Genomic DNA, 22,996 nt, shown 5'->3' with positions numbered 1-22,996 from the left:
TCAACCCTCCTTAACCAGGCCGAGATCGGTCAGCACGTTGCGCGTGGCGTTGTAATAACGCACGTAGCCAGTGCAGCGGCAGACGTGATGGCCGAGGCTGTCCTCGATCACCTGTTCCAGCTGACTTTTGACGATCGGCTGGCGCTGCAGCTTCTCGACCAACACCGTCGCGGCGTTGACGAAGCCTGGCGCGCAGTAGCTGCACTGGAAAGCGAACTCGTCGACAAAGCGCTGCTGGATCGGATTGAGCTCGGTGACCTGGCCCTGCTCGTCGCGAGTGGCATGGCCTTCAATCGTGCGGACTTTCTTGCCCTCGAAGTAATGCGCACCGGTAATACAGGTGCGCACTTCTTCGCTGGTGCCGTCGGGGTTGTCGACGATCACCACACAGGCGTGGCAGATCCCCTGACCGCAGCCCAGACGCGAGCCGGTGAGATTTTTGTATTCGTGCAGATAGTCGATCATCGGCAGGTCATCAGGGATGTCCACCGGGCCGACGGATTGACCATTGAGGGTCAGTTGAAGCGGACGGTTAGCCATTGAGGGCCTCCTTGATGCGCGCAGCGGTAATAGGCAAGTCACGAACACGTTTACCGATGGCGTGCGCCACGGCGTTACCGATGGCACCGACAATCGGGATCATCACCACTTCGGCGATGCCCTTGGACGGATCGCTCGGCGACAGCGGCGGCAGGATCTCCGCAGTCTGCTTCCACACCGCAACGTGACGCGCCATCGGCAGACGGTAACGGTTGAAGTTCCAGTCACCCTCCCCCGGCCCGCCTTCGTACAACGGCATCTCTTCCATCAACGCATGGCCAATACCCATGGCGATACCGCCTTCGAGCTGGCCCTTGACCAACTCTTCAACCAGCACACGACCGCACTCGATCCACGAATGGTGGTTGAGCACCTGAACTTCCGCCGAGCCTTTGTTGACCTTCAACTCGACCAGCGTCGCGACCGGGCTGTAATAGGTCACGGCAGCGTTGTTCAACTGCACTACCGGGTAGTTGACGTTCTGCCGATCGAGCAGATGGAAGCCGGCGCTGTTCATCTGCGCTTTCTTCGCTTGCGGCGCGCCATCGCCGTATTTCACCGCCAGACCGTCGAGCGGCAGGCGCTCGCGCACGCCGTCGATACTGTACTCGGCCTCGGCCCAGCTCCAGCGGTTGAAACCATGCACCGTAGCGCCCGTCACCAGACCGCGCTCGTGGGCGCGCTTGGCCAGTTCTTCGAAACTAAGCGGCTGCATGCCGTTGGCGGTCAGCTTGCCATCGACCCAATGCGCATCTTCGCGGCGCACCACGTAAGGGTTGGCCTGGCCGCCGTACGGACCTTGGCGCCAGATCTCCAGTGCCGCCGGCCACAAACCATGGTTGAACAGCACGCGCGCCGCTTCACGAGTCGCATGGCTGAAGTAATAGGCGGAGTTGGTCGCCGAAGACGCCGACGCCAGCTTGCCGACCCAGCGCGGGTTGCGCAGCAGATTGTCCTGCTCGGCCTGACTCATGATGTACGGGTTGCCGCTGGTGATCAGCTGCATTTCCTGCCATTCGGTTTCGCCGGTTTTCACCTCGTGCGCCGGGCTGCCGAGGAAATCCGCGACGACCAGGGCTTGCGAGGTGGACATGCCGGTACCGATTTCGATGCCGATGTGGCGCAGAGTGATGCGCCCGTCTGCGGTGAATGCGATGCTGGCCATCGGCGCTTCGGAGCCAGTGCCGAAGTCTTTCTGGCAGATGGCGAAACCGATGCCGTACCAGTTATCCGGATCTGCCGCTTCACGCTGTTGCTTGATCGCGTCGCGGTTTTTCCAGACCTCGTGCACCGAGGCCTTGTCGAGAATTTCGTGCAGGCGCAGTGCACCGGCCGGGATTGCACCCTGGGTGTTTTTCATCCCCGAACGCAGGGCGTTGCGACGGCGCAAATCGATCGCGTCGACACCCAGACGATTGGCGATCTCGTCGACCATCATTTCGGTCGCCGCCATGCTCTGCAGGGTGCCGTAACCGCGCATCGAACCCGCTTCGACTGCGCGCGAATGATAGGCGGTGACCTGCAGGTCGTTCTGCGGCATGTAGTAGATCGACTGCGCAGCCGTGGCGCCAACCGCCGCCACCGATGGGCTGTAGTTGACCCGGCCGCCGCCGTCGACGCTCATTTCCGCACGGAAAATCTTGAAGGTGTAGTCGGTCTTGTCCACGGCCAACTGGTAGCGGATGTCGAACGGGTGACGCTTGATGCCGCTCTGGAATTGCTCGTAGCGGTCGTTGGCCAGACGCACCGGCACGCCGGCGCCGTACAGCGCGGCCAAAGCTGCATAGTAGACAAAAATGTTGTGGTCTTTGGAGCCGTACCCGACGGTATAGCCCGGGTGCATGTTCAGATTGGCCAGGCCAAAACGCGACGGCCCGATCATCTTCGCGGTCTCGGTCGCAACCTCCAGCGGGCACTGCGTCGCGACGACGAAATGCAGGGTTTTGGTTTTCGGGTCGTACCAGCCGTTGCCGTTGTCCGGCTCGAGGGCGGCCGGTTCGATCGACGGCGTCTTGTAGCGCTCATCGAACACCAGCCAGTTATCCGGCGGCGTGTCGATTTCCTGCTTCATGCGATCGGCGTAGAACAGGCCGCGCTCGGTGAGGTTGCCATGCAGGTTCGGCGATGCATTCCACACCGGCCGGCGGTTTTTCAGCATCGGGAACAGGATCGAGTCCTTGAGGCTGGCGAACTCGTCTTCGTCCGCCGAGGTTGCGCCGCCAACGCGCACGTAGCGGAAGCTGCCGTAGGGATCACCTTCATAGAACGGCACTTTGGCGCCGTAACGAATCGCTTTGTCATTGAATTTGAGTTGATTCTTGGCCTGACGGAAACGCTCGAAGTCGTTCCAGATCAGGATCGCTACCGGGTGACCGATGAACATCGGCACTTTGCCTTCCGGCAGCAATGGATCAGGCGCGTGCTCTTCGGGGAAAACGATACCGTCCTTGTCCAGATCGGCAGCGGTAACGATGCGGTCCGGCTGCAGATCGGCGCCGAGCCATGACAGGTCGTAGCCGGCGTAGATACGGTCGGCCTTGATGGTTTTCAGCAGCATCGCGTGGCCTTGTTGCTCAGGCCAGCCGGGCATGTCCTTGGCACGGATGTCGCGGGCAAAAACCTTGCTGCCGCAGACCTTGGACAAGGCATCGTTGCGTTGGCGCGCCTTGCCGTTATTGCCGAGCCATTTCTCGGACGGCACGGTGACGCTGTTTTCCATCAAGGCAGCCAGCGCCTGACTGCTGAGCGGCGTAAGCGTAACGCTCACACCCGCCACCAGCCCGCCCTGGAGGAACGAGCGCCGGGACATTTCACGGTTGGACATGGATCATCCTCTGGGCGGTTATAGGTCCGCCCTTGTGGTTATCTACTGGGGATCTCGAGTCGTGCAGAAGCTCTTTCTGGCGAAGCAAAGAGCTGTGTTGACAGTGCAAAGCTGACCGAAAGGTTAACTTTAAAGGTTTCTGCGCCCGCAGCAAACAACCAGTTACAAAAACCTGACTAAATAATCAAAAAAATCAATGCGACGTGGCACCGCATCCGATCCGCCGAGACGACAGAGCGTGCCTATGGTGGATTGAGCCTCCTCGCGAAAGCGATTTTCAGGCAATACAGATTTTGAATGTGCAGACGCTTTCGCGAGCAGGCTCGCTCCCACAGGAATTTGCATTGGCTTCAGGAGCGAGGAATAGGAATAACCAAATTTCAGACACAAAAAACCCCGGTCTTTCGACCAGGGTCTTTGCTATCGATCCGATTCAGCCGATGACTGGTTTCGGCGCTTCAAGGCGTTCAGTGGTCCTTGAAACAGATATGGCGCAGCGGACGGGACTCGAACCCGCGACCCCCGGCGTGACAGGCCGGTATTCTAACCGACTGAACTACCGCTGCGTATCGCTTTGAGCTTGCGCTCAAGTAACTCGTTTTGATTGCCGGCTTCGGTGCCTGGCAATCGCGAATCAGATAAATCTGATTCGTAAAATATGGCGCAGCGGACGGGACTCGAACCCGCGACCCCCGGCGTGACAGGCCGGTATTCTAACCGACTGAACTACCGCTGCGCGTCGGTGCAGGCACTTTCAGCCTACTCTCTTGCTTGCGCAAGCTTCTCGGGAGTGGTGGGTGATGACGGGATCGAACCGCCGACATTCTGCTTGTAAGGCAGACGCTCTCCCAGCTGAGCTAATCACCCGTTTGCATCTCCGAGGCCGCGAAATTTACGCAGGTGGCGAAGCTAAGTCAATAGCAGGATTAGAGTTTTTTTCAAAAACAGATTTTAGCTGCAAGCTGCAAGCTTCAAGAAAAAGCAAGATCAGCGAAAGCAGGCACACTACCATCATGCTTCTGCTTGCCGCTTGAAGCTTGATGCTTGAAGCTGCTACTGCTCGTAAATCATTTTCTTGGTCATGCCGCCGTCGACGACGAACTCTTGGCCGGTGACAAACCCGGCATTCCTCGACAGCAACCACGCCACCATCGCCGCCACGTCCTCGACCGTCCCTACCCTGCCGGCCGGATGCTGGGCATGATCGGCATCGGCCAAAGGTTCGGCGCGACGCACCGAGGGATCACGCGCGTCGATCCAGCCCGGACTGACTGCGTTCACGCGGATTTCCGGCCCAAGGCTGATTGCCAGCGCATGGGTCAGCGCCAACAGCCCGCCCTTGCTCGCCGCATACGCCTCAGAGTCCGCCTCCGACTGTCGCGCACGGGTCGAGGCCAGGTTGACGATCGAACCGTTGTGCGCACGCAGATACGGCGCACAGTGCTTGGCCAGCAACATCGGCCCGCTGAGATTTACCGCCAGCACCCGGTTCCAATAGGCCAGATCGAGGCTTTCCAGGGTGATGTTGTGCGGATCGGCCACCGCTGCATTGCAGACCAGCGCATCAAGGCGACCAAACTGCCCCAGCACCTCGGCCACGCCCAGCGCGACCTGATTTTCGTCTGCGACGTCCATGGCGATGAACCAGGCGTTCTCGCCCAGCACCTTCGCCACTTTCGAACCTCGCGTCCGATCGAGATCGGTCAGCACCACCTGCCAGCCTTCGCTGATCAGCCAAGCGGCAATTCCGAGGCCGATCCCGCGTGCAGCGCCGGTGACCAGCGCCACGCGACCATTGGTATTGGCCGCCGGTGTGGACAACTCGATCACAATGCCGCCAGACCGCGCGCCAGGTCGGCCTGCAGGTCAGCCACATCTTCCAGACCGACCGCGACGCGGATCAGGCTGTCACGAATGCCTGCCGCTTCACGCTCCTGCGGCGCCAGACGACCGTGGGAGGTGGTGCTTGGATGGGTGATCGTGGTTTTGCTGTCGCCGAGGTTGGCGGTGATCGAAATCAACCGCGTGGCATCGATAAAGCGCCAGGCGCCTTCTTTGCCGCCCTTGACCTCGAAGCTGACCACCGCACCAAAACCCTTCTGCTGGCGCTGGGCCAACTCGTGCTGCGGATGGCTCTTGAGGCCGGCGTAATGGACTTTCTCGATGCCGTCCTGCTGCTCCAGCCATTCGGCCAGCGCCTGAGCGTTGGCGCAATGCGCTTTCATGCGCAGGTTGAGGGTCTCGAGGCCTTTGAGGAAGATCCACGCGTTGAACGGGCTGAGGGTCGGCCCGGCGGTCCGCAGGAAACCCACCACTTCTTTCATCTGTTCACCGCGACCGGCGACAACGCCGCCCATGCAGCGACCCTGACCGTCGATGAACTTGGTCGCCGAGTGCACGACAATGTCCGCGCCGAGCTTCAGCGGCTGCTGCAACGCTGGAGTGCAGAAGCAGTTGTCGACCACCAGCTGCGCGCCCTTGGCATGCGCGATTTCTGCCAGTGCGGCGATATCCACCAGTTCGGCCAACGGATTGGACGGCGATTCGACAAAGAGCAGTTTGGTATTGGATTTGATTGCCGCATCCCACCCCGACAGATCGGCCAGCGGTACGTAATCGACTTCGACGCCAAAGCGCTTGAAGTACTTCTCGAACAGGCTGATGGTCGAGCCGAACACGCTGCGCGACACCAGCACGTGATCGCCCGCACTGCACAGGCTCATCACCACCGCCATGATCGCAGCCATGCCGGTTGCCGTGGCGACGGCCTGCTCCGCACCTTCCAGCGCGGCGATGCGCTCTTCAAACGCGCGCACGGTCGGGTTGGTGTAACGCGAATAAACGTTGCCCGGCACTTCGCCGGCAAACCGCGCCGCCGCATCGGCAGCGGTGCGGAACACGTAGCTGGAGGTGAAGAACATCGGATCACCGTGCTCGCCTTCCGGCGTGCGGTGCTGACCGGCACGCACGGCCAGAGTATCGAACGCTACGCCTTCGAGGTCGCTGTCCAGCCGACCGGCATCCCATTCCTGACTCATGCTGTCACTCCTTGCTGTGTTCTTGAAAAATGTCAGATACAAAACCGGCCCCTCAGGGCCGGTGGAAACTCAGTTGTTGTACAGATCGATGATCGCACTGACTGCCTGGGTCTTGACCTTCGAGGCATCGTTGCGCGCCTGCTCGATCTTGTCCAGATAAGCCTCGTCGACGTCACCGGTCACGTATTTGCCATCGAATACGGCGCAATCAAAGTTTTCGATTTTGATCTTGCCGCCGCCGACCGCTTCGATCAAGTCAGGCAGGTCCTGATAGATCAGCCAGTCAGCACCAATCAGATCAGCCACGTCCTGGGTCGAACGGTTGTGTGCGATCAGTTCGTGGGCGCTCGGCATGTCGATACCGTAGACGTTCGGGAAGCGCACCGCAGGTGCCGCCGAGCAGAAGTAGACGTTTTTCGCACCGGCTTCGCGGGCCATCTGGATGATCTGCTTGCAGGTGGTGCCGCGCACGATCGAGTCATCGACCAGCATGACGTTCTTGCCGCGGAACTCAAGCTCGATGGCGTTGAGCTTCTGGCGTACCGACTTCTTGCGCGCGGCCTGGCCCGGCATGATGAAGGTGCGGCCGATGTAACGGTTCTTGACGAAGCCTTCGCGGAATTTCACACCCAGGTGATTGGCCAGCTCCAGCGCCGCAGTACGGCTGGTGTCCGGAATCGGGATGACCACGTCGATATCGTGTTCAGGACGCTCGCGCAGGATCTTCTCGGCGAGCTTTTCGCCCATGCGCAGACGCGCCTTGTACACCGAGACGCCGTCGATGATCGAGTCGGGACGCGCCAGGTAGACATGCTCGAAAATGCACGGAGTCAACGACGGGCTGGTTGCGCACTGACGGGTGTGCAGCTTGCCATCTTCAGTGATGTACACCGCTTCGCCCGGCGCGAGGTCGCGGATCAGGGTGAAACCAAGCACGTCCAGCGAAACGCTTTCCGAGGCAATCATGTACTCGACGCCTTCGTCGGTATGACGCTGGCCGAACACGATCGGACGGATGCCGTGCGGATCGCGGAAACCGACGATGCCGTAACCGGTGATCATCGCAACGACGGCGTAGCCACCCACGCAACGGTTGTGCACATCGGTCACGGCGGCGAACACGTCTTCTTCGGTCGGCTGCAGCTTGCCGCGCTGGGCCAGCTCGTGGGCGAACACGTTGAGCAGCACTTCCGAGTCGGAACTGGTGTTGACGTGACGCAGATCGGATTCGTAGATCTCTTTGGCCAACTGTTCAACGTTGGTCAGGTTACCGTTGTGCGCCAGGGTGATGCCGTAAGGCGAGTTGACGTAGAACGGCTGGGCTTCGGCCGACGTCGAGCTGCCGGCAGTCGGGTAACGGACGTGTCCGATACCCATGTGGCCGACCAGACGCTGCATGTGACGCTGCTGGAACACGTCACGCACCAGGCCATTATCCTTGCGCAGGAACAACCGGCCATCATGGCTGGTCACGATACCGGCAGCGTCCTGGCCGCGGTGCTGGAGCACGGTTAGCGCGTCATACAGCGCCTGATTGACGTTCGACTTACCGACGATACCGACGATGCCACACATGCGACGCAACCCCTACTTAATGGATCTGAACTGAGCAACACTCACTGAGGCGTTTTCGCCGCCGGCAAGAGCTGCTCCTTGAACGGAATCTCAGCGGGTACGCTGATTCCGCTGGCAAGCCACTGACTGCTCCACCCGAGTATCAGGTTTTTGGACCAGTCGGCGACCAATAGAAACTTGGGCACGAGCTGTGATTCTTTCCACCACCCGTCCTGCTGTACCGGCCCCAGGCTCAACAGCCCGACTGCCACGACCACCAGCAACACGCCACGCGCTGCGCCGAAGGCCATGCCGAGGAATCGATCGGTCCCGGACAACCCGGTGACACGAACCAACTCGCCGATAAGATAATTGATCATTGCGCCCACAATCAGTGTGGCGACAAACATGATGGCACAGCCCGCAATCACGCGAGCCGATGGGGTTTCGATGTATCCGGCGAGGTACTCGGACAGTGAGCCACCAAACATCCAGGCAACCGCTCCTGCGATGATCCAGGTCAGCAGCGATAACGCTTCTTTTACGAAGCCGCGGCTCAGACTGATCAATGCGGAGATGGCGATGATTGCAACGATCGCCCAGTCAACCCAGGTAAATGGCACAGTGCAGCCTACAGACGGATAAGGCGGCGCATTTTAGCAGAGCGCATGGCTGTCGGTAAGCTGCGATTGTCAGTGCTTTTCAATCGAGGTGATAGATTTCAGCCACGTTCAGGCTGAAAACGGACAACGAAGCCCTTGAGGTTCTGTTGACGGCTCAGCAGATCACGCAAACGATCGGCCTCGGCACGCTCGATCAGCGGACCGACGAACACCCGATTCTTGCCATCGGCCGAACGGATATACGCGTTGTAACCTTGGCTGCGCAGGTTCTTCTGCAGGCTTTCGGCGCTGGCGCGGCTCGACAGGCTGGCAAGTTGCACCGACCAGCTCACCGACAGACCGTTGGCATCGACGCGGCTCTGCGTGGCATCAGGTTTGCTGGTTGCGGAGGTGATCGGCTGGGCCGGCGCCGGAATCGGCTTGGCCACCGGTGGCGGCGTTGCCGGGCGCGCAATCTGCGCCGGGATGGTCGGTGCCGGGGCGGCCGGAGCAGCAGCCGGAGCAGCAGGCACCGCTTCTTCAGCGACCTCCTCGTCCGTTGGCACCGGCTCCTGTGGCAAAGCCTGCGGCTCAGGCACGGCGACCGGATCCATTTGCACTTGCGGCATGGCCGAAGGCTGAGGCGCAGCCGGGGCCTCGACGATCACCTGACGCTGCTCGTCCTGACGGGAAAACAGCATCGGCAGGAAGATCACCGCCAGCGCCACCAGCACCAACGCGCCAACCATGCGCTGCTTGTACGCTTTATCCAGCAAAGCCATTTGCCGCTTCCTCCGTGGAGCGCCGGGCCAGCCATTCAAGGGCCTCGGCGACACAATAAAATGATCCGAACAAGAGAATCTCGTCGTCGCTGGTCGCAACCGCGCACTGCCCTTCCAGAGCGGCCGCGACGCTGGCGTAAGACGTAACCGAAGCGCCAAGGTTCTGCAGCGCTGCCTCAAGTTCAGCCACGGGACGCGCGCGCGGCGAATCCAGCGGCGCGACAGCCCAATGCGCGACACTAGCATTCAATTCGCCAACAACACCATCGAGATCCTTGTCCGCCAGCAGGCCGAATACCGCCAAACGCTTGCCAACCGGCGGCCGCGCCGCCAGACGGCGGGCGAGATATTCAGCGGCGTGCGGGTTGTGACCAACGTCCAGCAACAGATTCAGGCGCTTGCCATTCCACTCAAATGAACGACGATCAAGGCGCCCGACCACGCGCGTCGCCTGCAGCGCCGCGACAATCTGTTCGGCGTTCCACGGCAAACCCGTCAGCAGAAAGGCTTGCAGCGCCAGCGCGGCGTTTTCCATTGGCAGATCGAGCAACGGCAAGTCACGCAACTCGACCACTTGGCCCTGCGCATCGGTGCCGCGCCATTGCCAATGCTGCTCGGTGATACCGAGATCGAAATCGCGACCACGCAGGAAAAACGGGCAAGCCAGTTCGCGCGCCTTGTCGAGCAGTGGTTGTGGAGGATTCAGATCGCCACACAAGGCTGGCTTGCCCTGGCGGAAAATTCCAGCTTTCTCGTAGGCTACGGATTCGCGGGTATCGCCCAGATAATCGGCGTGATCGACGCCAATGCTGGTGACCAGCGCGATGTCGGCATCCACCACATTGACCGTGTCCAGACGCCCGCCCAACCCGACTTCTAGCACCACAGCGTCAAGCGCGGACTGTTGGAACAGCCAGAACGCCGCCAGAGTGCCCATTTCGAAGTAAGTCAGGGAAGTGTCGCCGCGGCCCGCCTCGACCGCAGCAAAGGCTTCACACAGCTGGGCGTCAGTGGCTTCGACGCCGTTGAGCTGCACCCGCTCGTTGTAACGCAGCAGGTGCGGAGAATTGTAGACACCAACGCTCAGGCCCTGCGCGCGTAGCAACGAAGCCACGAACGCGCAGGTCGAACCCTTGCCGTTGGTGCCGGTGACCGTGATCACCCGAGGCGCCGGCTGGCCCAGCCCCATGCGGGACGCTACCTGTTGCGAACGCTCCAGGCCCATGTCGATGGCCGACGGATGCAACTGCTCGAGGTAGGCGAGCCATTCACCAAGGGTGCGCTGGGTCATACGTTGGCAGGCACCGGCGGCACCACGATCGGCTCGATCGGCGCGGCGACGAATTTCGGCGTCGGCTTGCCGGTCATCTGCGCCAGCAGGTTACCCAGACGCGGGCGCAGTTCCTGACGGTGGATGATCATGTCGATAGCGCCGTGCTCCAGCAGGAATTCGCTGCGCTGGAAGCCTTCCGGCAGTTTTTCGCGCACGGTCTGCTCGATCACACGCGGACCGGCGAAGCCGATCAAAGCCTTCGGTTCGCCAACGATAACGTCGCCAAGCATCGCCAGACTGGCGGAAACACCGCCGTAGACCGGGTCGGTCAGTACGGAAATGAACGGAATGCCTTCTTCACGCAGACGTGCCAGCACGGCCGAGGTCTTGGCCATCTGCATCAGCGAGATCAGCGCTTCCTGCATGCGCGCGCCACCGGAAGCGGCAAAGCAGATCATCGGGCAGCGGTTTTCCAGTGCGTAGTTGGCAGCGCGAACGAAGCGCTCACCGACGATGGCGCCCATGGAACCGCCCATGAAGTTGAATTCGAATGCCGAAACCACCACCGGCATGCCCAGCAGGGTACCGCTGACCGAGATCAGCGCATCTTTTTCGCCGGTCTGCTTCTGCGCAGCAACCAGACGATCCTTGTACTTCTTGCCGTCGCGGAATTTCAGACGGTCAACCGGCTCCAGGTCAGCACCCAGTTCGTTGCGGCCTTCCGGATCGAGGAAAATGTCGATGCGCGCACGTGCGCCGATGCGCATGTGATGGTTGCACTTGGGGCAAACGTCCAGGGTCTTTTCCAGTTCCGGACGGTACAACACCGCCTCGCAGGATGGGCATTTGTGCCACAGACCTTCAGGCACCGAGCTCTTCTTGACCTCCGAGCGCATGATCGAAGGGATCAGTTTGTCTACTAACCAGTTGCTCATGCTTTCTTTCTCCAGTACCGGCGGCCCGAACGCTCTGGTTCGCAGCCCCGCGTATGCCCTTGAGCTAAATTCATGTGTGTGTGGCGATGATTGATGAAGAGTCGCGGTCAGCGCGGAACATGACCTGCGTACGATTCAGCAACCCTCAGCCGCGCCTGCTTTGTACAAGTGCATTGATGGACGGCGGCAGACTGCCAGCCGTCACATCGACGATGTATTGCCGCGCACCGCGTTGATGAATGCGCGAATCTTGTGGTGATCCTTGATGCCTTTGCTCGCTTCTACCCCGCCGCTGACATCCACCGCGTAGGGCTGGACCCGCGCAACCGCGTCGGCAACGTTTTCCGGCGTCAGGCCACCGGCGAGGATCAGCGGCTTGCTCAAATTTTGCGGAATCAATGACCAGTCAAACGCCTCGCCGGTTCCGCCGGGCACCCCTTCGACATACGTGTCGAGCAGCACGCCACTGGCGCCGGGAAAGGCGTCGCAGGCGGCAACAATGTCATCGCCAGCCTTGACCCGCAGCGCTTTGATGTACGGACGATGCCAGCCTTCGCACGCCTCCGCGCTTTCGTCGCCATGAAATTGCAGCAGATCAAGCGGCACCGCATCGAGGATTTCCCCCAGCTCGCAACGGCTGGCATTGACGAACAGGCCCACGGTGGTAACGAACGGCGGCAACGCCTTGATGATCGCCCTTGCCTGCTGCACGTTCACTGCACGCGGGCTGTTGGCGTAGAACACCAGACCGATCGCATCGGCACCGGCTTCGACGGCGGCCAGCGCATCTTCGATGCGGGTAATGCCGCAGATCTTGCTGCGAACGGCTGACATGTCAGGAAATCCTCAAGACAAAATCGAAAAACGTCCCGGATGGTAACAAAAGCGCTCAAGGGCGTCAGCCGTCAAGTTCGGAGAAACCCGTAAGGAAATGTGGCCCGATAAAGCGCTCGGGCAACGGGAATTCGTCGTGATACTCGACCTGCACCAGATACAGCCCGTACGGATGCGCCGTCACCCCGCCGGAACGACGCTCGCGACTTTCCAGCACTTCCTTCATCCATTCCACCGGACGCTCGCCTGCACCAATAGTCATCAGCACACCGGCAATATTGCGCACCATGTGATGCAGGAAAGCGTTGGCACGAATGTCGAGCACGATCATCTTGCCGTGACGGGTTACGCGCAGGTGATGCATCTTCTTGATCGGTGACTTGGCCTGGCATTGACCGGCCCGGAACGCGCTGAAGTCGTGGGTACCGATCAGGTACTGCGCGGCCTCGGCCATGCGCTCGGCGTCAAGCGGGCGATGATTCCAGGTGATTTCCTCATTGAGGTGCGCCGGGCGAATCTGATCGTTGTAGATCACATAGCGATAACGCCGAGCGATGGCTTTGAATCGCGCGTGAAAGTGCGCCGGCATAATCTTGGCCCAACTGACGCTGATGTCGTGGGGCAGATTGATGTTGGCGCCCATGACCCAGGCCTTCAACGAGCGATCGACCTGAGTGTCGAAGTGCACCACTTGGCCGCAGGCGTGCACGCCAGCATCGGTACGCCCGGCGCATTGCAGGGAAACCGGCGAATTGGCGACTTTCGACAAGGCTTTTTCAAGCTCTTCCTGCACCGTCGCCACACCGGTCAACTGACGCTGCCAGCCGCTGTAGCGCGAGCCTTTATACTCAACGCCCAGCGCGACGCGGTAAAAGCCGTCGGGCGCCATTTCGGCGACCGGGTTATCTATGTTTGCCAAGGTGGGACAGCCTGCTGATTTTGCAAAGGCGGGCATTATAAGGCGGTGGGCTGGGGATGCCAGAGTTCTCTATCGGCAGTACCGCCCCTTCGCGAGCAGGCTCACTCCCACATTTGCTATGCGTCGCCCTGTGGGAGCGAGCCTGCTCGCGAAAGCAATCGATCAGACACCGCAGAAACGGGCACAAACAAAAACGGCAGCCCCACCGGGCTGCCGCTTGTTGTTTACCGCAGAACTTACGCCAGATTGGACAGCATTTCCTTGGCCTCGCCCCGCTGCTTCTCGTCACCTTCGGTCAACACTTCGTTGAGGATGTCGCGCGCACCGTCGGCGTCGCCCATGTCGATATAAGCCTGGGCCAGATCGAGCTTGGTCGCCGCTTCGTCAGTGCCGGCGAGGAAGTCGAAATCGTCTTCGCCCAGATCATCCCCCAACGCAGCGTCCGCTTCGGTGAAGCTCGGCTCGGCCATGCTTTGCGACAGGCGATCCAGCTCGGCATTGACATCGTCCAGCTCGGCCGCGAAGGCGTCCGGCTCGGCGGCGGGATTGGTGTCCATTTCGTCCGCCAGCGACAAGTCGAAATCGGCTGGCAACTCCAGATCATCCTGCGGCACGTCAGCGACCGCCGGCGTCTCGACCGGAGGCAGATCTTTCACACCGTCATCAAGATCCAGCAGGAAGTCATCTTCAGCCAACGTGGCCGGCGATGGTTCGGCGCCGAGATCCATGTCCAGATCGAAGTCCGACAGATCGTCGAGATTGTCTTTCATCTCGGTCTGTTCCTGCAGCACCGAGGCGAAGCTCAGATCGTCTTCGGCCGGGAATTCATCCAGCTCGACCGGCGCTTCTGGCTCAGCCACTGGCGCAGGATCGACCGGGGTGATGTTGTCGAGATCGTCCAGGCTCAAATCGAACGCAGTGTCGAGGTCGTCAGCGGCAGTCTCGGGCGCTTGCGGCTCGTCCTGCAGCAGTTCCTTGACGTACTGCGCGTCCAGCTCGGCAGCGACAGCAGCCGCCGCCAAGCCACCGGCAGCAACCACGGCCATGGCCGGGAAGCGGCTTTTCAGTGCTTCGACCTTGGCGAAGTTGTCGCCGTTTGCCACCAGTTGGCGCTCTTGCGCGACGAACGCATCGCGGTCGCCCTGCTGGCCGTAGACTTCCATCAGTTTCAGGCGCAGATCGCTGCGTTCCGGCTCGAGGCTGACGCCCTCTTCCAGCAGCGCGGCGGCCTGGTTCAGGCGACCGGCGTTGATGTGCGACTGCGCTTTGTCGAGCACGTCATCCGATCGCTCGCCGGCCGGGGCCACCAGCGGCGCGGCAATCGGCGCAGCCATCACCACCGGAGCAACGACGGGTGCCGGGGTTGGCGCAGGTGCTGGAGCTGGCGTATTGAGTTTGACGCTGGCCGCTGGGGTTTCCAGGCCAGAGAAGCTGCTTTCCGGCAGATCCTGCTCAGCGGAGAACTCTTGCTCTTCAGCCAGAGCGCGGGCCATGCGCAGGTGCTTTTCGGCTTCCTGCTGGGCTTTGCGACGACGCGCCAGCAGCAACAGCAGAAGCAGCAGAACTACCGCACCGCCGCCGATCAGGCCGAGCAGAATCGGATTGGTCAGCAGTTCATTGAAGGCTTTGTCGTCATCGGCAGCAGCAGGCGGCGTAGTTTCAACCACCGGTTCGACGACTGGCTCAACCGGGGTTTCCGCTGGCGGCGCGATGGCCGACTCTGGAGTTGGTGAGGCCGCTGCGGCGTCGGCCGGAGTGGCTGGCGGTGTCGCGGCCAGTTCGGCAGTGATCGCCGGCACCGGCGGCACAGCACCGTTGGCGCCAGGCGCAGCGCCGGCACCGTCGGCTTGCATCTTCGCCAGTTGATTGTTTTTCAGCTCAATGAGCTTCTGGAGCTTGTCCAGCTGGCTCTGCAGATCAGCCATGCGGCTTTTCAGTTCCTCGTTGTCACGACGGGTCGTGTCGAGGTTTTCCTGGGTGATTGCGAGTTTATTGCTCAGCGCCTTGGCGTCGCCGGCCGGGCCTTTCGCACCGGGCTTGGCGCTTTCCGCCGAGACCAGGCTCAGGTTGTCCTGAGTGTTGGCCGCTGTACCGGTATTGCCACGGCCGCGATTGGTCGCGTCGAGTTGCTGCTGACCGGTGCCAGGCTTGGCCACGTAACGACGGCCCTGACGCCAGGCGTCGTTCTGCGCCGCCACTTCAGCGATGGCTGCCGACTGCGGCAGCGCCGTGCTTTGTACCGGATCCGGCAGACGCAGCACCTGGCCGGTTTTCAGGCGGTTGATGTTGCCGTCGATAAAGGCATTCGGATTGAGCGCCTGAATCGCCAGCATGGTCTGCTGCACCGAGCCGCCGTTGCGTGCTTTCGCGGCGATTTCCCACAAGGTGTCGCGCGGCGTGGTGGTGTATTGATTGCGATGGGTGGCGCCAGTGGTTGGCGCGGTGATGGTCTGCGACGGTGCCGGTTGCGCGGCAGCGTCAGCGGTCTGCGGCGAGAACTTCGACGGATCGAGCAGCACGCTGTAATCACGCAACAGGCGGCCATTGGGCCACATCACCTGCACGAGGAACTTCACCATCGGTTCCGACAGCGGTTGGCTCGAAGTCACGCGCAACACGCTTTTGCCGTTGGCGTTGAGCACCGGGGTGAACGTCAGATCATTGAGAAACGCCTGGCGGTCGACGCCAGCCTTGGCGAAGTCTTCGGGTGAAGCCAGGCTCGGTACCACCTCGGCGGCAGTGAGATCCTTGACGTCGAGCAGCTCGATTTCAGCCACCAACGGCTGGTTCAGGGTCGACTTCAGGGTCAGCTCCCCGAGCCCGAGGGCATGCGCCATACCGGAGGACAGCGCCGAGGCGGCCGCTATTGCTAACACCAGTTTGCGAACTTGAACCATAGCCTCATCCTTTGTTTGAACGTTCCTCGGCCAGCGAGAAGCTTTTGAATACCGCTGCCGTAAGGCATTGCACGCGACGACGAGGGTCGCCGCGCGCGATCATTTCTGTGCTGCCCCGGAAAGTCCCGGAGAGTGACTCGTCATTGACGCGCTTCGGGCAAGCATAGCGCTCACCTAGAATCAGTCGACAAATTGTTGCCAAGTATCTTTTACAGCAGGTCTTTTATCAACAACTCAGCCAGTTGCACGGCGTTGAGTGCCGCGCCTTTGCGTACGTTATCTGACGTCAGCCAAAGATTTAGTTCCGCCGGGTCGTCGACGCCACTGCGCACGCGGCCGACGTAGACCACGTCCTGCCCCACCGCATCGCCAACCGCGGTCGGATAATCGCCGGCATCAACCAGCTCGATGCCCGGTGCTGCCTCAAGCGCGGCGTTGACCTTTTCCAGGTCAACAGCGCTGCCTGACTGCAAGGTCACGCTAAAGCTATCGCCAAAAAACACCGGGGCTTGAACGCAAGTGGCGGAAATCTTCAATAAAGGTTTCGCCAGCACCTGGCGCAACTCGCGTACCAGACGTTTTTCCAGCAGCGTGTGGCCTTGTGCATCCGGCGTGCCGACTTGGGCCAGCAGGTTGAAAGCCATCTGCCGATCAAAGAAGGTCGGCTCCAGCGGGCGCATGTTCAGCAGCTCGGCGGTCTGCCGCGCGAGCTCGGTGACCGCCTCGCGACCTTGGGCGGAAACGGCCAGATTGGCGGTGACGTTGACGTATTGCAGATCGATCAGATCAAGCAACGGCGCCAGCACCACCGCAAGCGTAGTGGCCGACGGGCTTGGGCTGCTGACCTGGAATGGGCTTTTCAGACTGGCGAGGATCTCGGCATTGGCCTCCGGCACCACCTGGGGCGCCTGATCGGCCGGCAAGGCGCCGGAGAGATCGATCAACGAGCAACCGGCAGCGTGCGCGCGAGCGGCGTAGCTCAGCGACACCGCAGCGCCCGCGGCGAAGAACACCAGTCTGACCGTGCTGAAATCGAACTCGTCGACCTCGCGCACGCGTACGTTTTTGTTGCGGAACAGCACCGAGCTACCGGCTGATTCACTACTGGCCAGCAAGTGCAAATTGCCGACCGGGAAGTCGCGTTCTTCGAGAATATGTACGAGGGTTTCGCCGACAGTACCGGTGGCGCCGATAACGGCGATATCGAAAGTCTGGGTCATGGAACTACCTCTGGCAAAACGGGGGAGCGGCACTTTACCGGGTGGGTGGCGCACAGGCAATTTCTGCCCGTACCGATCGTTCCCACGCTCTGCGTGGGAATGTCTCAACGGACGCTCCGCGTTCTGCTTTGGAAGGGACGCAGAGCGTCCCGGGATGCATTCCCACGCGGAGCATGGGAACGATCACTGCGCATAAAAAAACCCGCACCTCTTTCCAAGGCACGGGCTCGTTCATTGCTTCAAGCGATCAACGCTCCAGCAGGATCCGCAGCATGCGCCGCAGCGGTTCGGCCGCGCCCCACAGCAGCTGGTCGCCGACGGTGAAGGCACCGACGAACTGCGAACCCATGTTCAGCTTGCGCAGACGACCGACCGGGACATTCAGGGTGCCGGTAACCTTGGTCGGGCTCAGCTCCTGCATGCTGATTTCGCGATTGTTCGGCACCAGTTTGACCCATGGGTTGTGCTGACTGATCAGCCCTTCGATATCGGCGATCGGTACGTCTTTGTTCAGCTTGATGGTCAGCGCCTGGCTGTGGCAGCGCATGGCGCCGATGCGCACGCAGATGCCGTCGACCGGAATCGGGCTCTTGAAGCGACCGAGAATCTTGTTGGTCTCGGCCTGGGCCTTCCATTCTTCGCGGCTCTGGCCGTTTGGCAGTTCCTTGTCGATCCACGGGATCAGGCTGCCGGCCAACGGTACGCCGAAGTTTTCGGTCGGATACGCTTCACTGCGCATGGCGTCGGCCACGCGACGGTCGATGTCGAGGATCGCGCTGGCCGGGTCAGCCAGTTGATCGGCGACAGCGGCGTGGGTCGCGCCCATCTGCTTGATCAGTTCACGCATGTTCTGCGCGCCGGCACCGGAGGCCGCCTGATAGGTCATGGCGCTCATCCACTCGACCAGACCGGCCTCGAACAGACCGCCCAGCCCCATCAGCATCAGGCTGACGGTACAGTTGCCGCCGATGTAGTTCTTGGTGCCCGCGTCCAGCTGCTGGTCAATGACCTTACGGTTGACCGGGTCGAGAATGATCACCGCATCATCGTTCATGCGCAGGCTCGACGCCGCGTCGATCCAGTAACCCTGCCAGCCGGCTTCGCGCAGCTTGGGGAATACTTCGCTGGTGTAGTCGCCGCCCTGGCAGGTCAGGATCACGTCGAGGGTCTTCAGCTCGTCAATGCTGTAAGCGTCCTTGAGCGGAGCAATGTCCTTGCCCACGGACGGGCCTTGGCCACCAACATTGGACGTGGTGAAAAACACCGGCTCAATAAGATCGAAATCCTGCTCTTCCAGCATCCGCTGCATGAGCACGGAACCGACCATCCCGCGCCAACCGATCAGACCTACACGTTTCATCGCAACTACACCTTCTTGAAAAGTGGGCCGCTGCTTTGTATTGAATTTCGCAGCGGGCCCGAGAGATTACAGATTCCGCAGCGCGGCGACTACTGCGTCGCCCATTTCCTGCGTACCGACTTTGGTACAACCGGCCGAGTAGATGTCGCCGGTGCGCAAGCCCTGATCGAGCACCACACTGACGGCTTTTTCGATGGCATCGGCAGCGTCGTGCAGATTGAAGCTGTAACGCAGCATCATCGATACCGACAGGATCGTCGCCAGCGGGTTGGCGATACCTTTGCCAGCGATGTCCGGCGCCGAACCGTGGCACGGCTCGTACATGCCCTTGTTGTTGGAATCCAGCGAGGCCGACGGCAGCATGCCGATCGAACCGGTGAGCATCGACGCTTCGTCGGAGAGGATGTCGCCGAACATGTTGTCGGTGACGATCACGTCGAACTGCTTGGGTGCACGCACCAGTTGCATGGCGGCGTTGTCGACGTACATGTGGCTCAGTTCGACTTCCGGGTAATCCTTGGCCACCTGCTCGACCACTTCGCGCCACAACTGGCTGGATGCCAGCACATTGGCTTTGTCCACCGAGCAGAGCTTCTTGCTACGAACCATGGCCATGTCGAAACCGACACGGGCGATGCGGCGGATTTCGCTTTCGCTGTACGGCAGGGTGTCGTAGGACTGACGCTCGCCGTTGTCCAGCGTACGGGTGCCACGCGGCGCGCCGAAGTAAATGCCGCCGGTCAGCTCACGGACGATGAGGATGTCCAGACCGGCAACGATTTCCGGTTTCAGGCTCGACGCGTCGGCCAGTTGCGGATAGAGGATCGCCGGGCGCAGGTTGCCGAACAGGCCCAGTTGCGCACGGATTTTCAGCAGACCGCGTTCAGGGCGGATATCACGCTCGATGGTGTCCCATTTCGGCCCACCGACAGCGCCCAGCAGTACGGCGTCGGCAGCCCGTGCACGATCGAGGGTTTCGTCGGCCAGCGGCACGCCGTGCTTGTCGATGGCCGCGCCACCGATCACGTCGTGGCTCAGCGCGAAGCCCAGGCTGTACTTGTCATTGGCCAATTCCAGCACCTTGACCGCTTCGGCCATGATTTCCGGACCAATACCGTCACCCGGGAGAATCAGAATCTGCTTGCTCATGCTTTCCTCGTGTCTTCAAGCGGTGCGCCACTGAACGGCGCGCCGGGAAAATTCTTAGCGCTCGGCCATCAGTACGATCACATCGGTACTGAACGAGCCGTCGGCATCTATCTCAAAATACTCACGCACTTCGTTGCCCATCGACTGCTGCAACTGGCGGATCGCCGCGCGCATCACGTCAGGTGTGCGCATGCGCTCGACCCAACTGCTGTACTCCAGGCGCAGGCGCTGACGCGTGGTGCTGCGCACATGCAGACCGGCCTCGCTGACCTGACGCAGCCACTCGGCGGCGGAGTAGTCGCGCACATGGCTAGTGTCGCGCAGCACTTCAACGCTTTGCAGGTAAGTGTCGAACAATGCACTGCCCGGTGACAACACATCAACGAACGCCGCCACCCCGCCCGGCTTCAGCACCCGACGCACTTCGCGCAAGGCCAGACCGAGATCGCTCCAGTGATGCGCCGAATAGCGGCTGAACACGAAATCGAACTCGCCATCGACGAACGGCAAGCGCTCGGCAGCGCCGTTGACGGTAATGATGTTGCTCAAGCCGCGATCGACGGCAGCGCCGGCAACCACGTCGAGCATTTGTTGCGACAGGTCGTAAGCCACCACTTCCCTGACCAGCGATGCAACATGAAAGCTGACGTGACCGGCACCACAACCCAGATCCAGCACCCGCGCACCGTCCTGCCCGGCCAGCTCAGCCTGCAGCAGTGCGAATTCACTGCCTTGGGCGTGAACGGCGCTGCTCAGGTAAGCGGCGGCCTGTTCGCCGAATTGCTTCTGGACGACCTGAGTGTGTTGGGCGGTGCTGGTCATGGTCACATCCTGGTATCTACGTTGTTTGGGCTGCCGTCTTCGCGAGCAGGCTCGCTCCCACAGGGGAATGCATTCCAAGGTGGGAGCGAGCCTGCTCGCGAAGGGGCCCGCCTTGACTACATCAATCTCGAATCAAGCGTCGCGAAACAACCACGGCTGACTAACCCGATGCTTGGCTTCGAACGTCGCAATCGCGTCGCCGTCCTGCAAGGTCAGGCCGATATCGTCAAGACCATTGAGCAGGCAGTGCTTGCGAAACGCATCGATTTCGAAGCTGTACACCTTGCCATCCGGGCGGGTCACGGTCTGCGCTTGCAAGTCGACCTGCAATTGATAACCCGGCTCGGCTTCAACTTGCTTAAACAGTTCATCAACTTCTGCATCGCTGAGGATGATCGGCAGCAGGCCGTTCTTGAAACTGTTGTTGAAGAAGATGTCGGCGTAACTCGGCGCGATGATGCTGCGGAAACCGTACTCTTCCAGCGCCCACGGCGCGTGTTCACGGCTCGAGCCGCAGCCGAAGTTCTCGCGGGCGAGCAATACGCTGGCACCCTGATAACGCTCGGCGTTGAGGACGAAATCCTTGTTCAACGGACGCTTGGAGTTGTCCTGATACGGCTGGCCGACATCCAGATAACGCCACTCGTCGAACAGGTTCGGACCGAAACCGGTGCGCTTGATCGACTTCAAGAACTGCTTGGGAATGATCTGATCGGTGTCGACGTTGGCACGATCCAGAGGCGCGACAAGACCCGTGTGCTGAGTAAATGCCTTCATCTTTACTGTGCTCCTTGGATCAATTCACGAACATCGATGAAACGGCCGTTCACTGCTGCTGCCGCCGCCATGGCCGGGCTGACCAGGTGGGTACGGCCACCGGCGCCCTGACGGCCTTCGAAGTTACGGTTGGAAGTCGAGGCGCAATGCTCGCCGGACTCCAAACGGTCCGGGTTCATCGCCAGGCACATCGAGCAGCCCGGCTCGCGCCATTCGAAACCGGCCTCGAGGAAAATCTTGTCGAGCCCTTCGGCTTCGGCCTGCGCCTTGACCAGACCTGAGCCCGGCACGACGATCGCCTGCTTGATGGTCGAGGCGACCTTGCGGCCCTTGGCGATCACCGCAGCGGCGCGCAAGTCTTCGATGCGCGAGTTGGTGCAAGAACCGATGAACACGCGATCGAGCTGAATGTCGGTGATCGCCTGATTGGCGGTCAAACCCATGTATTTCAAGGCACGGACGATCGAGTCGCGCTTGACCAGATCCATTTCCCTGGCCGGGTCCGGCACCTTCTGATCAACAGCCAAAACCATCTCAGGGGAAGTGCCCCAGCTGACTTGCGGCTTGATTTGCGCAGCGTCGAGCTCGACCACCGTGTCGAACTTGGCATCGGCGTCGGAAACCAGGTCTTTCCAGGCTTCGACGGCCATGTCCCACTGCTCGCCTTTCGGCGCGAATGGACGACCTTTGACGTAGTCGATGGTCTTCTGGTCCGCCGCCACCAGGCCGACGCGGGCGCCGGCTTCGATGGACATGTTGCAGATGGTCATGCGGCCTTCAACGGACAGATCGCGGATCGCGCTGCCGGCAAACTCGATGGCATGGCCATTACCGCCAGCGGTGCCGATCTTGCCGATCACCGCAAGGACGATGTCCTTGGCGGTCACGCCGAACGGCAACTGGCCTTCGACGCGCACCAGCATGTTTTTCATTTTCTTGGCGACGAGGCACTGGGTGGCGAGGACGTGCTCGACCTCGGACGTGCCGATGCCGTGAGCCAATGCGCCGAATGCGCCGTGGGTCGAAGTGTGCGAGTCGCCGCAGACCACGGTCATGCCCGGCAAGGTCGCGCCCTGCTCCGGGCTGATCACGTGAACGATGCCCTGACGCACGTCGTTCATCTTGAATTCGACGATGCCGTATTCATCGCAGTTGTCGTCGAGGGTCTGCACCTGCAAACGCGAGACCTGGTCGGCAATGGCTTCGATACCGCCCTTGCGCTCCGGAGTGGTCGGTACGTTGTGGTCCGGGGTCGCAATGTTGGCATCGATGCGCCAAGGCTTGCGCCCGGCCAGGCGCAGGCCTTCGAAGGCTTGCGGCGAAGTCACTTCGTGGATGATGTGACGATCGATGTAGATCAGCGCCGAGCCATCGTCGCGCTGCTTGACCAAATGCGAATCCCAGAGCTTGTCGTAGAGCGTTTTGCCGGCCATCAGACGGTTCCTCATCAGCTTGTTTCTATGCCCTGGG

Annotated in this window: 18 protein-coding genes and 3 tRNA genes; all 21 read right to left on the bottom strand. The window is 61.0% G+C overall.

The window, feature by feature from the left end; all coding sequences use genetic code 11:
* Entirely contained in the window at positions 1-540 is a 540-nt protein-coding gene (locus ACZZZ4_RS18360) for a (2Fe-2S)-binding protein (protein ID WP_016773947.1), read from the bottom strand.
* Positions 533-3,364, bottom strand: a complete 2,832-nt coding sequence (locus ACZZZ4_RS18355; RefSeq protein ID WP_463548385.1) for a xanthine dehydrogenase family protein molybdopterin-binding subunit — start codon at positions 3,362-3,364, stop codon at positions 533-535. The genes ACZZZ4_RS18360 and ACZZZ4_RS18355 overlap by 8 nt, the downstream gene beginning before the upstream one ends.
* Before the next feature lie 489 nt (positions 3,365-3,853).
* A tRNA-Asp gene (locus ACZZZ4_RS18350) sits at positions 3,854-3,930 on the bottom strand.
* A gap of 93 nt (positions 3,931-4,023) precedes the next feature.
* Positions 4,024-4,100, bottom strand: a tRNA-Asp gene (locus ACZZZ4_RS18345).
* 55 nt (positions 4,101-4,155) lie between these two features.
* Positions 4,156-4,231, bottom strand: a tRNA-Val gene (locus ACZZZ4_RS18340).
* A gap of 186 nt (positions 4,232-4,417) precedes the next feature.
* A complete protein-coding gene (locus ACZZZ4_RS18335; RefSeq protein ID WP_039762059.1) occupies positions 4,418-5,194 on the bottom strand; it encodes an SDR family oxidoreductase in 777 nt (258 codons plus the stop codon).
* Positions 5,191-6,402 carry an O-succinylhomoserine sulfhydrylase gene (locus tag ACZZZ4_RS18330; protein ID WP_129999125.1) on the bottom strand — a complete coding sequence of 404 codons (1,212 nt, stop codon included), beginning with the start codon at positions 6,400-6,402 and terminating at the stop codon, positions 5,191-5,193. The genes ACZZZ4_RS18335 and ACZZZ4_RS18330 overlap by 4 nt, the downstream gene beginning before the upstream one ends.
* 69 nt (positions 6,403-6,471) lie before the next feature.
* Complete coding sequence (gene purF, locus ACZZZ4_RS18325; protein WP_039762055.1) at positions 6,472-7,977, bottom strand: amidophosphoribosyltransferase; 1,506 nt, start codon at positions 7,975-7,977, stop codon at positions 6,472-6,474.
* Positions 7,978-8,018: 41 nt separating this feature from the next.
* The gene (locus ACZZZ4_RS18320; RefSeq protein ID WP_129999126.1) at positions 8,019-8,579 is read right to left on the bottom strand and encodes a CvpA family protein; all 561 of its coding nucleotides are present in this window, start codon (positions 8,577-8,579) and stop codon (positions 8,019-8,021) included.
* A gap of 98 nt (positions 8,580-8,677) precedes the next feature.
* Entirely contained in the window at positions 8,678-9,340 is a 663-nt protein-coding gene (locus ACZZZ4_RS18315; RefSeq protein WP_039762054.1) for an SPOR domain-containing protein, read from the bottom strand.
* Positions 9,324-10,631 carry a bifunctional tetrahydrofolate synthase/dihydrofolate synthase gene (gene folC, locus ACZZZ4_RS18310; RefSeq protein WP_039762052.1) on the bottom strand — a complete coding sequence of 436 codons (1,308 nt, stop codon included), beginning with the start codon at positions 10,629-10,631 and terminating at the stop codon, positions 9,324-9,326. The genes ACZZZ4_RS18315 and folC overlap by 17 nt, the downstream gene beginning before the upstream one ends.
* The gene (accD, locus tag ACZZZ4_RS18305) at positions 10,628-11,548 is read right to left on the bottom strand and encodes an acetyl-CoA carboxylase, carboxyltransferase subunit beta (RefSeq protein WP_016773939.1); all 921 of its coding nucleotides are present in this window, start codon (positions 11,546-11,548) and stop codon (positions 10,628-10,630) included. Before accD ends, folC begins: the two co-directional genes overlap by 4 nt.
* A gap of 201 nt (positions 11,549-11,749) precedes the next feature.
* Positions 11,750-12,382 carry a phosphoribosylanthranilate isomerase gene (locus ACZZZ4_RS18300; protein WP_463548384.1) on the bottom strand — a complete coding sequence of 211 codons (633 nt, stop codon included), beginning with the start codon at positions 12,380-12,382 and terminating at the stop codon, positions 11,750-11,752.
* 64 nt (positions 12,383-12,446) lie between these two features.
* A complete protein-coding gene (gene truA, locus ACZZZ4_RS18295) occupies positions 12,447-13,271 on the bottom strand; it encodes a tRNA pseudouridine(38-40) synthase TruA (RefSeq protein WP_039762050.1) in 825 nt (274 codons plus the stop codon).
* Positions 13,272-13,537: 266 nt separating this feature from the next.
* The gene (locus ACZZZ4_RS18290) at positions 13,538-16,198 is read right to left on the bottom strand and encodes a FimV/HubP family polar landmark protein (RefSeq protein ID WP_463548383.1); all 2,661 of its coding nucleotides are present in this window, start codon (positions 16,196-16,198) and stop codon (positions 13,538-13,540) included.
* A gap of 209 nt (positions 16,199-16,407) precedes the next feature.
* The gene (locus ACZZZ4_RS18285; RefSeq protein ID WP_463548382.1) at positions 16,408-17,418 is read right to left on the bottom strand and encodes an aspartate-semialdehyde dehydrogenase; all 1,011 of its coding nucleotides are present in this window, start codon (positions 17,416-17,418) and stop codon (positions 16,408-16,410) included.
* A gap of 247 nt (positions 17,419-17,665) precedes the next feature.
* A complete protein-coding gene (gene asd / locus ACZZZ4_RS18280; protein ID WP_039762046.1) occupies positions 17,666-18,778 on the bottom strand; it encodes an aspartate-semialdehyde dehydrogenase in 1,113 nt (370 codons plus the stop codon).
* 66 nt (positions 18,779-18,844) lie between these two features.
* Entirely contained in the window at positions 18,845-19,927 is a 1,083-nt protein-coding gene (leuB, locus tag ACZZZ4_RS18275; protein ID WP_463548381.1) for a 3-isopropylmalate dehydrogenase, read from the bottom strand.
* A gap of 54 nt (positions 19,928-19,981) precedes the next feature.
* Positions 19,982-20,749 carry a class I SAM-dependent methyltransferase gene (locus ACZZZ4_RS18270; protein ID WP_463548380.1) on the bottom strand — a complete coding sequence of 256 codons (768 nt, stop codon included), beginning with the start codon at positions 20,747-20,749 and terminating at the stop codon, positions 19,982-19,984.
* Positions 20,750-20,881: 132 nt separating this feature from the next.
* On the bottom strand, positions 20,882-21,526 hold the full coding sequence (gene leuD, locus ACZZZ4_RS18265; RefSeq protein ID WP_007913445.1) for a 3-isopropylmalate dehydratase small subunit: 645 nt from the start codon (positions 21,524-21,526) through the stop codon (positions 20,882-20,884).
* Positions 21,527-21,528: 2 nt separating this feature from the next.
* Positions 21,529-22,959 carry a 3-isopropylmalate dehydratase large subunit gene (gene leuC, locus ACZZZ4_RS18260; RefSeq protein ID WP_310407352.1) on the bottom strand — a complete coding sequence of 477 codons (1,431 nt, stop codon included), beginning with the start codon at positions 22,957-22,959 and terminating at the stop codon, positions 21,529-21,531.
* Positions 22,960-22,996 lie beyond the last annotated feature (37 nt).

The organism is Pseudomonas sp. AC252 (assembly GCF_979258105.1).
Note: the sequence above shows the minus strand (reverse complement) of the source record. Positions and strands in the feature narration are given on the sequence as shown.

Bases quoted from the DNA above. Each gene is read 5' to 3' on its own strand.
- ACZZZ4_RS18360 (WP_016773947.1), bottom strand. From the start codon at position 540: ATGGCTAACCGTCCGCTTCAACTGACCCTCAATGGTCAATCCGTCGGC.
- ACZZZ4_RS18355 (WP_463548385.1), bottom strand. From the start codon at position 3,364: ATGTCCAACCGTGAAATGTCCCGGCGCTCGTTCCTCCAGGGCGGGCTG.
- ACZZZ4_RS18330 (WP_129999125.1), bottom strand. From the start codon at position 6,402: ATGAGTCAGGAATGGGATGCCGGTCGGCTGGACAGCGACCTCGAAGGC.
- purF (WP_039762055.1), bottom strand. From the start codon at position 7,977: ATGTGTGGCATCGTCGGTATCGTCGGTAAGTCGAACGTCAATCAGGCG.
- ACZZZ4_RS18315 (WP_039762054.1), bottom strand. From the start codon at position 9,340: ATGGCTTTGCTGGATAAAGCGTACAAGCAGCGCATGGTTGGCGCGTTG.
- folC (WP_039762052.1), bottom strand. From the start codon at position 10,631: ATGACCCAGCGCACCCTTGGTGAATGGCTCGCCTACCTCGAGCAGTTG.
- accD (WP_016773939.1), bottom strand. From the start codon at position 11,548: ATGAGCAACTGGTTAGTAGACAAACTGATCCCTTCGATCATGCGCTCG.
- ACZZZ4_RS18300 (WP_463548384.1), bottom strand. From the start codon at position 12,382: ATGTCAGCCGTTCGCAGCAAGATCTGCGGCATTACCCGCATCGAAGAT.
- truA (WP_039762050.1), bottom strand. From the start codon at position 13,271: ATGGCGCCCGACGGCTTTTACCGCGTCGCGCTGGGCGTTGAGTATAAA.
- ACZZZ4_RS18290 (WP_463548383.1), bottom strand. From the start codon at position 16,198: ATGGTTCAAGTTCGCAAACTGGTGTTAGCAATAGCGGCCGCCTCGGCG.
- ACZZZ4_RS18285 (WP_463548382.1), bottom strand. From the start codon at position 17,418: ATGACCCAGACTTTCGATATCGCCGTTATCGGCGCCACCGGTACTGTC.
- asd (WP_039762046.1), bottom strand. From the start codon at position 18,778: ATGAAACGTGTAGGTCTGATCGGTTGGCGCGGGATGGTCGGTTCCGTG.
- leuB (WP_463548381.1), bottom strand. From the start codon at position 19,927: ATGAGCAAGCAGATTCTGATTCTCCCGGGTGACGGTATTGGTCCGGAA.
- ACZZZ4_RS18270 (WP_463548380.1), bottom strand. From the start codon at position 20,749: ATGACCAGCACCGCCCAACACACTCAGGTCGTCCAGAAGCAATTCGGC.
- leuD (WP_007913445.1), bottom strand. From the start codon at position 21,526: ATGAAGGCATTTACTCAGCACACGGGTCTTGTCGCGCCTCTGGATCGT.
- leuC (WP_310407352.1), bottom strand. From the start codon at position 22,959: ATGGCCGGCAAAACGCTCTACGACAAGCTCTGGGATTCGCATTTGGTC.